The 12,896-nt window shown below is 49.4% G+C and carries 14 protein-coding genes; 10 read left to right on the forward strand and 4 right to left on the reverse strand.

The annotated features are described in order from the left end of the window. Positions 1-23 precede the first annotated feature (23 nt). Positions 24-872 carry a presqualene diphosphate synthase HpnD gene (gene hpnD, locus EL111_RS05210; protein WP_123796310.1) on the reverse strand — a complete coding sequence of 283 codons (849 nt, stop codon included), beginning with the start codon at positions 870-872 and terminating at the stop codon, positions 24-26. A gap of 139 nt (positions 873-1,011) precedes the next feature. Then, entirely contained in the window at positions 1,012-1,953 is a 942-nt protein-coding gene (locus EL111_RS05215) for a class I SAM-dependent methyltransferase (RefSeq protein ID WP_123796311.1), read from the reverse strand. Between the two features lie 425 nt (positions 1,954-2,378). On the opposite strand from EL111_RS05215, the gene EL111_RS05220 reads away from it, so the two are divergent. The 5 genes from EL111_RS05220 (at position 2,379) to EL111_RS05245 (ending at position 8,982) form a co-directional block, all read left to right on the forward strand. Further along, positions 2,379-3,728, forward strand: coding sequence for a DEAD/DEAH box helicase (locus EL111_RS05220; RefSeq protein ID WP_123796312.1), 1,350 nt, complete (start codon positions 2,379-2,381; stop codon positions 3,726-3,728). A 215-nt stretch (positions 3,729-3,943) separates the two neighbouring features. Then, positions 3,944-5,977 carry an excinuclease ABC subunit UvrB gene (gene uvrB / locus EL111_RS05225; RefSeq protein WP_123796313.1) on the forward strand — a complete coding sequence of 678 codons (2,034 nt, stop codon included), beginning with the start codon at positions 3,944-3,946 and terminating at the stop codon, positions 5,975-5,977. Between the two features lie 44 nt (positions 5,978-6,021). Next, positions 6,022-7,575, forward strand: a complete 1,554-nt coding sequence (locus EL111_RS05230) for a hypothetical protein (protein WP_123796314.1) — start codon at positions 6,022-6,024, stop codon at positions 7,573-7,575. A 770-nt stretch (positions 7,576-8,345) separates the two neighbouring features. Continuing rightward, positions 8,346-8,783: a hypothetical protein gene (locus tag EL111_RS05240; RefSeq protein ID WP_123796316.1), complete on the forward strand. Its 438-nt coding sequence runs from the start codon at positions 8,346-8,348 to the stop codon at positions 8,781-8,783. Between the two features lie 13 nt (positions 8,784-8,796). Further along, positions 8,797-8,982 carry a hypothetical protein gene (locus EL111_RS05245; RefSeq protein WP_123796317.1) on the forward strand — a complete coding sequence of 62 codons (186 nt, stop codon included), beginning with the start codon at positions 8,797-8,799 and terminating at the stop codon, positions 8,980-8,982. A gap of 85 nt (positions 8,983-9,067) precedes the next feature. Here EL111_RS05245 and EL111_RS05250 read toward each other — a convergent pair whose 3' ends face one another. Then, the gene (locus EL111_RS05250; RefSeq protein ID WP_123796318.1) at positions 9,068-9,517 is read right to left on the reverse strand and encodes an XRE family transcriptional regulator; all 450 of its coding nucleotides are present in this window, start codon (positions 9,515-9,517) and stop codon (positions 9,068-9,070) included. Next, complete coding sequence (locus EL111_RS05255) at positions 9,510-9,737, reverse strand: hypothetical protein (RefSeq protein ID WP_123796319.1); 228 nt, start codon at positions 9,735-9,737, stop codon at positions 9,510-9,512. The genes EL111_RS05250 and EL111_RS05255 overlap by 8 nt, the downstream gene beginning before the upstream one ends. Positions 9,738-9,835: 98 nt before the next feature. On the opposite strand from EL111_RS05255, the gene EL111_RS10515 reads away from it, so the two are divergent. The 5 genes from EL111_RS10515 to EL111_RS10520 all read left to right on the forward strand — a co-directional run bounded on the left by EL111_RS10515 (position 9,836) and on the right by EL111_RS10520 (position 12,889). Further along, positions 9,836-10,012: a hypothetical protein gene (locus tag EL111_RS10515; RefSeq protein WP_162843010.1), complete on the forward strand. Its 177-nt coding sequence runs from the start codon at positions 9,836-9,838 to the stop codon at positions 10,010-10,012. Between the two features lie 212 nt (positions 10,013-10,224). Further along, positions 10,225-10,500 carry a hypothetical protein gene (locus tag EL111_RS05260; protein ID WP_126325840.1) on the forward strand — a complete coding sequence of 92 codons (276 nt, stop codon included), beginning with the start codon at positions 10,225-10,227 and terminating at the stop codon, positions 10,498-10,500. Positions 10,501-10,651: 151 nt separating this feature from the next. Beyond that, positions 10,652-11,638: a hypothetical protein gene (locus EL111_RS05265; protein WP_123796321.1), complete on the forward strand. Its 987-nt coding sequence runs from the start codon at positions 10,652-10,654 to the stop codon at positions 11,636-11,638. An 11-nt stretch (positions 11,639-11,649) separates the two neighbouring features. Next, positions 11,650-12,633, forward strand: a complete 984-nt coding sequence (locus EL111_RS05270) for a hypothetical protein (protein WP_123796322.1) — start codon at positions 11,650-11,652, stop codon at positions 12,631-12,633. An 82-nt stretch (positions 12,634-12,715) separates the two neighbouring features. Further along, positions 12,716-12,889, forward strand: coding sequence for a hypothetical protein (locus EL111_RS10520; RefSeq protein WP_162843011.1), 174 nt, complete (start codon positions 12,716-12,718; stop codon positions 12,887-12,889). Positions 12,890-12,896 lie beyond the last annotated feature (7 nt).

Genomic DNA, 12,896 nt, shown 5'->3' on the forward strand with positions numbered 1-12,896 from the left:
GGTATATCCGGATATTGGTGCGGTTAAGGTTTGAATCCGAACAGCCATGTTTTCAATGCGATACGTTTTTTACGCGGCGAAGGAATGGCTATTTTGTATTTCAAAACGTTTTCCGCACCGTCGCGTTCGATTTCGTTTAATAAGGCATAATAAATGGCCGCCATAACCAAGCCGGCTTTCTGCGCTTTTTTGTCCGCTTGGGGCAGCAGGGCGGCTGCATGGCGGTAGGTTTCACGGGTGCGGTTAATCTGAAATGCCATCAACGAAGCAAATTCTTTATTCGGTTCGGCACGCATGATAACGGCAGCCGGTACGCCGAATTGCTGCAAATCTTCCAGCGGCAGGTAAATCCGCCCGTTGCGGGCATCTTCGCCGACATCGCGGATAATATTGGTCAGTTGCAGCGCCAAACCCATTTTATCGGCGTAATCCAGCGTTTGCGGATCGGTAAATCCCAAAATCCGTGCAATCAGGCAGCCTACTACGCCTGCCACGCACCGGCAGTAACGCTTCAAACTGTCGAAATCCTGATAACGGGCTTGGTCCAAATCCATCTGCATACCGTCTATCAATTCCGCCAGTTCTTCATGGGGAAGGGAAAAAGCGGCGGCGGTGTGCTTTAAGGCTTGGTTGACCGGATGTTCGGGTATGTCGCTGCCAAAAACTTTGCTTAAATCGTTGCGCCACCAGTTGAGCGTGATTTGAGCGATATTCGGGTCGGAGCAGTCGTCAACCACATCGTCCAATTCGCGGCAGTATGCGTACAATACCGTCATTGCGTCCCGCTGCGCCGGCGGCAGGAAACGGAAGCCGGAAAGAAAGTTGGATTTGCTTTCGGCTGCTTTTTGGCGGCAGTAGTCTAGCGGTTGCACGGCATATCCTTAATTGTCGTTCCGGTTGATTGTAACGGTAAACCGAAAAGATAACAAATGGTATGGTTGCGGGAAAGTCTGCTTGGCTTTCGGAGCAAGGTTTTATGATTTTGCAGACGGCCTGATGCCGTCTGCAAAATCAGCGGTGCCGGATTTCCCAGCACTGGTGGATTTTTTTGTTGCGGAAGTCTTCGGGAACGGAATGTTTCGACACGTCTTTGACATTGAATTTTTCAACCACGCCCTCATCCAGCGTAAAGCTGCGCAGGTTGTTGGAGAAGTACAGCAGGCCGTCTGAAGCCAAGAGCTTCATCGCACCGTCGATCAGCTTCATTTGGTCGCGCTGGATATCGAGAATGTCCAGCATTTTTTTGCTGTTGGAAAAGCTCGGCGGATCCATCACCATCAGGTCGAACTTTTTGCCTTCGGCGGCGGCATTTTGCAGATATTGGAATACGTCGGCGCGCACGATCCGGTGTTTGTCGGAATCCATGCCGTTGAGCTCGAAATTGCGCCGCGCCCAGTCGAGGTAAGTGTTGGACAAATCAACGGTTTCGCTGTATGCCGCGCCGCCTGTGGCCGCATAAACGGTGAAGCTGCCGGTGTAGGAAAACAGGTTTAAAAAACGCTTGCCCGCTGAGGTTTCGCCGACTTTTTTGCGCGTGTTGCGGTGGTCGAGAAAGAGGCCGGTGTCGAGATATTTGTCGAGGTTGACCCAGAATTTGCGGCCGTTTTCGACAATGACGAAATCTTCGCCCGTCCTGCCGGTTTTTTCATACTGCTGCACGCCTTTCTGGCGTTCGCGCCGCTTGAAGTGGATTTGTTCGGGCGTGAAACCGGTAACGAAGCAGACGGCTTCCAATACCCCGCCCAGCCAGGCTTCATATGCTTCGGGCTGCATCAGCCAGCCGGTGTCGTATTCCTGCAGGTGGATTTGGTCGCCGTAGATGTCGACGGCAAAAGGAAATTGCGGAACATCGCGGTCGTAAAGCCGCCACGCTTCAATATCGTTGCGGCGCGCCCATTTCATCAAGTGTTTGATATTTTTGCCCAAACGGTTGGCAAAAGCGGTAATGTCCATAGAGGTTCCAGCCAAAAAATAGGAAAAGCACCTTTATACCGCAGGGCGGCAGGTTTCGGTGCGGAGGATTTGTACGGAGGAGTTCAGACGGCCTGAACGGCGGATTGGGTATTTTACCGTAATTAACGCCTCGATACTTGACCTTTGACAGGGGAGGCTATACTATCCGCAATCCGCTTTTTATTTTATGAAGCCATCGTCTTCAAACCTAATTAACCGCCCTTAGTGCGCGTTTCCCGTATTGCTTTCGTTTGCCCGAAAGAATCTTTGCAGGTTGTCGTCGATGTTTAACCACAAGCCGGAGTGCTTGCGACAACCGTGTAACTTTCAGACGGCCTTTGCGCCGTATCTTGCGTTACCTTCCATTGCTTCTGGCCGTCTGAAGAGCATCAGGCGGATTGTGTTGTTGTCTGATCAGGATAGCCATGTCTATTAAATTTGCTGATTTCAATCTCGATAAAAACATTTTATCCGCCCTGCGCAGCGCCGGTTACGAATCGCCGACACCCGTTCAGGCGCAAGCCGTGCCATTGGCTTTGCAAGGCCGCGACATTATGGCTTCGGCGCAAACCGGTTCGGGCAAAACCGCCGCGTTTCTGCTGCCGACCCTGCAACGTCTGACCCGCCGCAGCGAAAAACCGGGCAAAGGCCCGCGCGCGCTGGTGTTGGCTCCGACCCGCGAACTTGCCGCGCAAGTGGAAAAAAACGCGCTGACTTACGCGCAAAACATGAAATGGTTCCGCACCGTCAGCATCGTCGGCGGCGCATCTTTCGGCTACCAAACCCGCGCTTTGAGCAAACCGGTTGACCTGATTGTGGCCACACCGGGCCGTCTGATGGATTTGATGCAGAGCGGCAAAGTCGATTTCGGCCGCTTGGAAGTGCTGATTCTCGACGAAGCCGACCGCATGTTGGACATGGGTTTTATCGACGACATCGAAACCATCGTGGCGGCTACCCCGCAAGACCGCCAAACCCTGCTGTTTTCAGCTACTTGGGACGGTGCGGTCGGCAAGCTGGCACGCAAGCTGACCAAAAATCCCGAAGTAGTGGAAGTCGAGCGTGTAGACGAACAGGGTAAAATCGAAGAGCAGCTTTTGTATTGCGACGACATGCGCCATAAAAACCGCCTGCTGGACTATATCCTGCGCGATGCCAATATCGACCAATGCGTGATTTTCACCTCCACCAAGGCCATGACCGAAGTATTGGCCGACGAGTTGTATGAAAAAGGCTTTGCCGCCAATTGCCTGCACGGCGATATGCCGCAGGGCTGGCGCAACCGCACGCTGATGGATTTGCGTAAAGGACGCTGCAAGATTTTGGTGGCGACCGATGTGGCCGCACGCGGTATCGATGTGCCGGCCATTACCCACGTCGTCAATTATGATTTGCCCAAGCAGGCAGAAGACTATGTCCACCGTATCGGCCGTACCGGCCGCGCCGGCCGCACGGGTATCGCGCTGACCTTTGCCGAAGTGAACGAATACGTCAAAGTGCACAAAATCGAAAAATACATCGGACGCAAATTAAACGAAGTTACCGTCGAGGGCATGGAGCCGACCCGCAAACGCAAAGCGGCCGCTGCCAAGCCGAAAGACAAGGGCGGTTGGGGCGGTCGGAAGTTTGGCGGTAAAAAGCCGGACGGGAAAAAATTCGGCGGCAAACGCAGCGAAGGCGGTTTTGCCAAAGCAAAAGAAGGCGGCTTTAAGAAAGCCAACGGCGCAGGAAGCAAAGCGAAAAAAGGTGGTTGGAACAAAGCCAAGCACAGCTGAGTTTGGTTGGGTATAAACTGATTTTTACCGCAAATCAAACGTATTTTTCAAATATTATATGCTGATGGAATTTATCCGGTTTGTTCCCATTGAAATAATGGAATAGATTGGGAGGCTCCATCAGCTTTTTTGATGATAGGCATACCCTTTACATTTCTCCATTTGCTACCATATCCCACATATTATTAATCCATACAACATAATGCCGTCTGCAAATGCAAGTTATCCAATACCCCGATTCCCCCTTCAAACTTCACCAACCTTTTCCCCCTGCAGGCGACCAGCCCGCCGCCATTGCCGGACTGCTCGAAGGGCTTTCAGACGGCCTGGCCTACCAAACCCTGCTCGGCGTAACCGGCTCGGGCAAAACCTACACCATGGCCAACGTCATCGCGCAGAGCGGCCGACCGGCCATCATCATGGCGCACAACAAAACGCTGGCCGCCCAGCTTTATGCCGAAATGCGCGAATTTTTCCCCGAAAACGCGGTGGAATATTTCGTGTCTTACTATGATTATTACCAGCCCGAGGCTTATGTGCCCAGCCGCGATCTGTTTATCGAAAAAGATTCCGCGATTAACGAACACATCGAGCAGATGCGCCTTTCCACCACCAAAAACCTGATGACGCGCAACGATGTCGTCATCGTCGCCACCGTCTCCGCGATTTACGGTATCGGCGACCCCACCGAATACCAGCAAATGGTGCTGTCCGTCAAAGAGGGCGACACCATCGACCAGCGCGACATCATCAAAATCCTCGTTTCCATGCAATACGACCGCGGCGAAATGGACTTCAAACGCGGCTCCTTCCGCGTGCGCGGCGACGTGATCGACGTGTATCCCGCCGAAAGCTCCGACAACGCCCTGCGCATCAGCCTGTTTGACGACGAAATCGACCGCCTCGACCTCTTCGACCCGCTCACCGGCGCAGTAGTGCAAAGGGTGGGGCGTTTTACCGTCTTCCCGTCCAGCCACTACGTTACCCCGCGCGACACCGTATTGCGCGCCTGCGAATCCATCAAAGCCGAGCTGCGCGAGCGCATCGGATTTTTCGCCCGAGAAAACCGCCCCGTCGAGCAGCAGCGCATCGAACAGCGCACCCGCTTCGACCTCGAAATGCTCTACGAAATGGGCTTCTGCAAAGGCATCGAAAACTATTCCCGCCACTTTTCCGGCAAAAAAGAAGGCGAACCGCCGCCCACGCTGATGGACTACCTGCCCGACAACGCCATCATGTTTATCGACGAAAGCCACGTTACCGTCAGCCAAATCGGCGGCATGTACAAAGGCGATGCCTCGCGCAAACAAAACCTCGTCGATTACGGCTTCAGGCTGCCTTCCGCCCGCGACAACCGCCCGCTCAAATTCCACGAATTTGAAAAAATCATGCCGCAAACCGTATTCGTGTCCGCCACCCCCGCCAAATACGAAGAAGAACACGCCGGCCAAGTGGTCGAACAAGTCGTGCGCCCCACCGGCCTCGTCGACCCCGAAATCATCATCCGCCCCGTCGCCACCCAAGTGGACGATTTATTAAGCGAAATCAACGAACGCATCGCCAAAAACGAGCGCGTGCTCGTCACCACCCTCACCAAACGCATGGCCGAACAGCTTACCGACTATTACAGCGAACTCGGCATCAAAGTACGCTACCTGCACAGCGATATTGATACGGTGGAACGCGTTGAAATTATTCGGGATTTGCGTTTGGGGCTATTTGATGTTTTAGTGGGCATCAACCTGTTGCGCGAGGGTTTGGACATTCCCGAAGTGTCATTGGTGGCAATTTTGGATGCCGACAAAGAAGGCTTCCTGCGCTCCCACCGCAGCCTCATCCAAACCATAGGCCGTGCCGCACGGAACGTGCACGGTGTGGCGATTCTGTATGCCGACAAAATCACCGACTCCATGCGTGCCGCCATCGACGAAACCGAACGCCGCCGCGAAAAACAAATCACATTCAACAAAGAACACGGCATTGTTCCCCAACAAATCAAAAAACAAGTCAAAGACATCATCGACGGCGTGTACCACGAAGAAGACGGCACCGGCGGCAAAGGCCGTCTGAAAAAAGGCAAAGGCGTGAAAATCAGAGAAATCCACACCGAAGAAGACGCCGTCAAAGAAATCGCACGGCTGGAGAAACAAATGCAGCAGGCGGCTAGGGATTTGCAGTTTGAAGAGGCTGCGGTATTAAGGGATAAAATTCGGGGGATTAAGGAAGGGTTGTTGTTTGGGGCGGAGTGAGTTAAGGGACGTTTGAAATTTTAAAGCAATGGACAGGATAAATTATGACAGTGAATGATGAAGAAAAAAAATGGTTAAACAATCTATTTAATTTTATTAAGAAGCTATTTAATTTTATCAAAGAATATAAATCTAGTTTGTACTTTTCTTTGTTTTTCGGTATGTTAATACCATTTTCGTATCTACACTATATTGAAGCATCCTATACAATAATAGATTATTTTCATGCCATATATTCTACATTTGCTATTACATTGATTTTTGTAATTTATTTATTGGTTTTCATGTATTTACCACTATTCCTTTTACAAGAATATGCTAAATCTATTAGGGTAGAAATAGAATCGTTTGGTAATATTTATAATGAATCAACAAAGCGACATTGGATTATTAGAAAAGCCAGAACACTCAATAGGAGCGTATTATATAGTTTTGGGGGTTGGATTTTTATCATAATCTTACTTGTTTTTCTGCCGGAGGATTTCATAAATAGTGCGGACAGAGATTATGGGATTATTTTAATAATCATGCCACTATTGTTTACACCTGTATATTTTTTATTGCAAGTATATTCTAGACACCCATGGCTTACCGTATTGTTTGGGTTTTCTTCGCTGATAGGTTTTATTTTTACCAATAAAGAAAATAGTTGGGGCTTTACGCTGGGTGTTATTTTAGGCACAGCATCAATTATCTCATTTGTTTACGAACCTAGCGTTTTAGGTAAAAATTTTAAGCTACAGCGGTGGAAATATGACAATAGGCGTAAAGCGCATTCTGTGCGGCCAACTTTGGGTAACAAGTCTTTATTGACCATGCTTTCAAAATATAAAATAACAAAAAAAGCAGACGGAAGAATTTTAAATCGCAGAAAGAAGGGTACGTTTTTTCTTTCCGCGAAGTTATTGTTATTTATAAATTTTCTTCTGTTGCTGTTTTTTATATTTTTTCTGATTGATGGGTTGCCAAGTCAAATTTCTACAGAACCATCAAATGGATTTTTAACTAGTATAAGCCCTTACCTTTATCGCATGTTAATTCTTATCTCTTTTTGCGCAGCTGTATTCAATAATGAAAATTTTTTTGATTTTTCTAAGCCGGTTGAGGAATTATCCAAAGTCATTATTTCAATGAATATGGTATTGTTTGGGTTAATATTTTTTGTTTTTATGCTTAGTTATATTTGGATTCAGAGTTACCCTACGTTTATGTTTAACTCCATGCGGGCAATTGGCTTGGTAGAATGGCCGAGAGAAGCTAATTTATATGTAATTGATGAGCGTTATATTCAGCGTAATAAATTAGAAAACCGATTTTTGGTATATAGACAAAAATTTGTTTTGCCTGAATTCAACGGAGATAAAATGAAGGAGGATAATATCCAAAATAATTCTGAATCTAGGGAGTATTTGGAATCTAAAAAATTATTTAAAGAGAAAAAGCAAGCGTTCACTGATAATGAACATGTTCTATATGGATACATAGCTTGGAATTCTACAGAAGTAAAAATATTTTGCCCTACTAATGAAGCTATTCAAAAAAACTTAAGTAGCAAGTGTTTGAAGATTCCATCTGAATATATTAATAGTTTTTTATGAGCAATGTTAACAAGCAAGTGTAGCCTGCATGGAACATAAATTCCTTGTGTAGGGTGCATGCCAAAGCATGCACGTGTTGGCTGGGCTTTGCACTTATGCCGTCTGAAACGTTTTCAGACGGCATGTTTGTTTTGGTTTCAAAGGTTTGTCTATTTAATTTGTCATCTTCGGTTTGAGCGTGTGCCGTTCCATCAAACAACGCGTGCATGCTTTGGCATGCACCCTACGCATGGTTTGAGTAATCCGCCGTAGGCTGGGCTTCAGCCCAGCAATGCCTGTCTGGAAACATTGGTGGAAACTGCTGGGCTGAAGCCCAGCCTGCGGGCTGTTTGGTTGCTATGGTATATTGGTTTGAACATGCAAGGGTGTGCGGCAAACCACGCACGCGTTTTTCCAAATGCAAGGCCGTCTGAAAACCAGGATTTTTCAGACGGCCTTTGTCGGCGGGTGGTTCGGCCGGCTTTTAAGCCCGATAAAGTGAAACGATGGTTTGTGCCGCTCGGACACAGGTTTCTACGTCGGCCACCAACGCGATGCGAACATAGCAAGCGTAGCCTGCATGGAACATAAATTGCTTGTGTAGGGTGCATGCCAGAGCATGCACGCGTTGGCTGGGCTTTGCACTTATGCCGTCTGAAACGTTTTCAGACGGCATGTTTGTTTTGGTTTCAAAGGTTTGTCTATTTAATTTGTCATCTTCGGTTTTGAAGTGTGCGCTGTTCCATCAAGCGACGCACGTGTTTACCCAACTGTAAGGCCGTCTGCAAAATGTGATGTATCAAGGGGTGATTCTTGATTTGACCCACCCTATGCCGTTGGATTCATGGAGCAGATGGAGCAGCGTACATGGTTCAGATGTTAGTAGGGGCAATGTTTATGCCGTAGGTTGCGGATTTCTTTTTCCGGAAAGCGGCGCTGCTTCGCCTTTTAATTTTATCGGTGTCGGCAATTCCAGCTCTGTGTATTTGGACTCCTGTTTCTTTGATTCGGGCAAAACTTATACCGAAGGGGCTTTTGCAAAAATCTATAATTCAGCGGTGTTGAGTTTTACCGTGGTCGGAGCAGGTAGAGCAGACGGCAAACCTGTTGCAAATAGTACGCTCGGGTATCATGCAACCAATCCTGCGGCGGACTGGGGACGTTTGATTCAGGGCTACCGAAGATATGAAAGCGGTAATGTGATGGCCAACACAGATATTGGTTTGTGAAAGGAGATTTGAGATGAGTGTTGTGGTGATTTCGGGTGGAGAATGCCCAGCGGAAAAGCCTGACGGTAATGTGGTATGGCAAGCCCCTGATTCTGATTGTCTGTATAAATGGTCGGATAAAAATGGGAAGTGGTACTTGTATTACGGAAACGGGATTTTCTATGATGAAGATTATGAGTACAACGGGCTTACTTGGTAAGCCGTAAAATTCTGACTGATGTTAAAGCCGTCCGAACTTGGGTTTTCAGACGGCCTTTTTGTGGGTGGAGATGTGTTTGCCGGGGTTATACCGAACAGGCCAACTCGTAACTGGATTGGGACAGTTTCCCTTGGCGGTACAACCATTGGGCGGCTTCTTTCCATGAGTAAAGCGGGGTATGTCCGGCTATGCCGTACAAGGGCTTGGGAAAGCCGCCGCTGCCGCGCTTGTTTTGTGCGTAAAGGGATACTGCCTGACGGCTCAATCCGGCACGGCCGGCGATTTCGGCAAGGGTGCATACGCCTGATTCTTGAATCACCAAATCGTGAAACCCTGCTTTGTTGATGTCGGCAAGAGCCGAGTAAACGGCTGCTTTGGCGTTGGCTGCTTCGCGGTCGAACTCAAGGTAAACCAAATCGTTTTCACGGCAAAGCAGAGCGTCGCTGCAACCGGCTTGGTAAAAGGCGGTTTCGAGGGTATCGAAGTTATCGGCGGCGGCATCACGCACGGCAATGGTAAAGTGGTAGTTATTCATGACTGTTTCCTTTGCATTGGTCGGCTTTGCGGATAATCTGCTTGGCGTGGTTTTCGGGGTTTTGGGGTGTGCTCCATACGCTCATTTGGTGTTCGCTGTGTTTGTAGATACATTTCAGACGGCAAAAGGCGTGTGAAGATGAACCGCTTTTGACAAGCTGCCAGCCGTGTTGAAGGGCGTATTCTATGGCGGCTTGTATGTGTTTGTCGGGGTGTTTCATGGTTATGGCCTGATTGGGCTGCGTGAGTTTATTTTATGTTTTGTGTTGACGTTTGTCAACGATGTTTGCCTTTCGGGGCTTTTTGTTTGGAGGTTGTAATGGGTCTGAATCTTTTGAGCGGTCGTAAGAATGTTGTTAAGAAATCGCAAGGCAATACGCCGGTGCGTGTTGATGATGCGACAAGCCGTGTGGCGTCGATGATGAATGCGCCTGATTCGTCGGGCGGTGTGGTACGCCGTAAATCCGGCTGTGCAAGCTGTGGCGGCAAGCGTTAGTTGCTGAAAACGGTAAAACGCCGTGAAGCGGGAACTTTACGGCGTTTCTTTATTCAGTCTTTGACAAACATTGATTTGAGCGGGTGGGTAGAAAAGATGCCGGATAAATTGGAAACATCGGTGCGGGCTCGGCGTTTTTTGTGGTTTGTGGCATGGAGCTTGTTTTTGTTTGCTGCTGCTGCGTTGGTTAATGCAATCAAGTGGTGGTGAGTATGGAAAAATGGCAGGCGATGTTTGCGCCCAAGGGGATTGAAGATGCGCTGGCGCAAGTGCGCTATGAGTTGAGTTTGTCCCCTAAGGCGCGTGAGGCTTTGGAGGATTTTCTGTATGTGCTTTGGGCGGGTATTCTGCACGAGGCACGGGGAAAGCCGAATGACGAGCGTATCGAACATGACCATGCTGCCGATGCGCTGGCCGAATTGGCGGGTATGCTGTTTTCGCCGATGAACGATAAGGGCGTTGGGAACTTTAATATTCCCAAGCTGTAAGGTTGCCTGATTGCCGTTTGGCGGCAGGTGGTATTGGTTTTGAATGCTTTGAGGTGAAGCTGTCTGTTTTTGCAGACGGCCTTTTTTTATCCAACGCCCTTAAATGGGCATATCGGGGTACTGCGAAAGCTCTACCTGTGGGGGTTTTGTGATGAGTTTTACGATTGCGGACAATTTACCGGCGCATGTGAAAGAGCGTTTGCTGGCGTTGAAAAACGGCAGCGGCGATGAGGCTGATCGTGAAGACGATTTTGAAGAGACGGCTGAAGAGACGGGCAATCTGCCTGATGATACGGCCGGCATGGCCGAACCTGAATCTGAATATGAAGACGCAACCGTCCATGAGGAAGATGTTGAGCCGGACGATAAAACGGCTAATGACATTAATGCTTGGAAAGGCCGTCTGAAAAAGGAGCAGGAGGAAAAGGAGCGTTACCGCATTGCGGCGGAAAACGGTTCTTTTGCGGCGGCAAAGCTCTTGGAAATGCAGGAGCGTGAAAAGCAGCGTGAGGCGGAGCTTGAGGAGCTGCGCCGTGAGCGTGAGGCTTGGCAGAAGTCGAAAATGCAGACGCCGGAAGATGACGGCGATGTGTTTTCTGAAACGGAAATGGAAGCCTTGAGCCTTGAGATGGGCGGCGAATCGGCGCGTATTTTGGCGGAAAAGCTGAAAGGTTTGCGCCGCAATGTTCCTGCTTCGGACGATGTGGCACAGCTTCGTGCGGAAATTGCCCAAGCGAAGGAGGCGGAACGCCGCCGCGTTTGGTTTGAGGCGATGGGGCGCGATATTCCTGAAATTCAAGGCTTGCTGACGGGCAATCAGGCTTTTGTGGATTTTCTGCAATCGGAAACGGATTTCTCCGGCAATTCGGCATTCGACATGGTGCGGGCTGCAGGGGAGACGATGGACGCGGGCAAAATCCCGATGATTCGTGCGTTGATTGACAAGTTCAACCAACGGGGAGAAGTGAAAGAAAAACGTGTTGCAACGGCCAAACCTGCGGGCGGTGGTACGCCAATGCGTGAATCCGGCGGTAAAAAACGTGCGGGTAAAAAAGAGTGGGCGGAGCGCGAACGGTTGATGAGGTCGGCAAGTCCGGACGATTTCCGCGCGTTCCTGAATAAGTATGATTGGAGTTGAAAGGTGTAAAGATGGCTAAGTATCAGCGTGCGGCCGATTTGAAGGGTGCGGAGGGTTTTTATATCCCCGATTCTGTTACGTATATCACCATTAATGAAATGGTGGCCTGTTCGACGTTGCAGCATATGGTCAACCAAGAATGGAATCCTGAAAAATTGGGCTTGGATTGTGCGCCGGTGGCGCATTACAACATTTTGGAGCCGATAGACGATATGGTGTTTACGCGCCATCAGTTTAACGGCGAGCGCGTGGGTATTCCCAATCCGTTCCGCAACGGGCAGATTCAGATGTGCCATAGCTACGCGATTAAGGAGAAGTTCAGCCGTGATGAGGCAATCCGCCAATGCCGCTACTGGGAAGAGCAGAGATGGGGCTATGAAAAGGCGATTGCACATATGCTGCGTAATATGACGGAATCTTACGGATACCGCCAGATTGCGGCTTCTGCGGCGGAGTACAACCAAGGCAATGATGCGGGCAAGTTGAGCGGTAATCTGAAATTGGGCGATACGGTAAATCCGTTGGTGGTTTCGCTGCCGAACAGCGACAATGTGTCCGATTTCGAGGTTTCTGCCTTGGAAGTGGTCAGCCGTATGGTGTTGGCTGCTTCGGAAGCGGGTGTAATGTGCGGTTCCGACCAAATGCGTATGGCAGCTTCTCCGCGCTTTGTGGCGAAGTTGATGAATGAACAGGCGGCGCATGTTCAGGGTTGCTGTGTGGAAAAAAATCCTGCGGTAAGCGGCGTATTGCTGCCGGCCTATGGTTTGAATGTGCTGCGTTCGCATTTCTTCCCGACCAAACGTCTGGCCGACGGACGCACGGTTGAGTATGTGATTATGGTGGACCCGAACCTGATTGTTGCGCCGGCCGTGTTGGATTATTTGGAATGGGAAAAACTGCTGAATGATATTTATCTGATCGGTAATTACCGTTTCGATGTGAGCGTGCTGTCCGGCCGCGGCGTGGTGGTGGCGGCGGTAACGTTTGACAAGTAACGGCTGAAAGCGAAAAACCGCAAGGGCGGAATCCTTGCGGTTTTTCTATTGCAACCCTTAACAGGACTAAGGATTGAATGAGGTGAAGTATAACCTGCTAAATCTGTTGGGTAAAGTAACGATGAGTATTCAGGGAAAAATGAGCGGGGCGGCTGCTGACCACGCGGCTATGGTGTTGGTATGGGCGGCGGTGTTGTCTATGGTTGTTTTGGCTGTAACTTTCGGTGTGGCTTTGCTTTTATGGGTGTTGAATTGATTTTTTG

Origin of the sequence: Neisseria animalis (assembly GCF_900636515.1) — a bacterium.
Lineage (GTDB): Bacteria > Pseudomonadota > Gammaproteobacteria > Burkholderiales > Neisseriaceae > Neisseria > Neisseria animalis.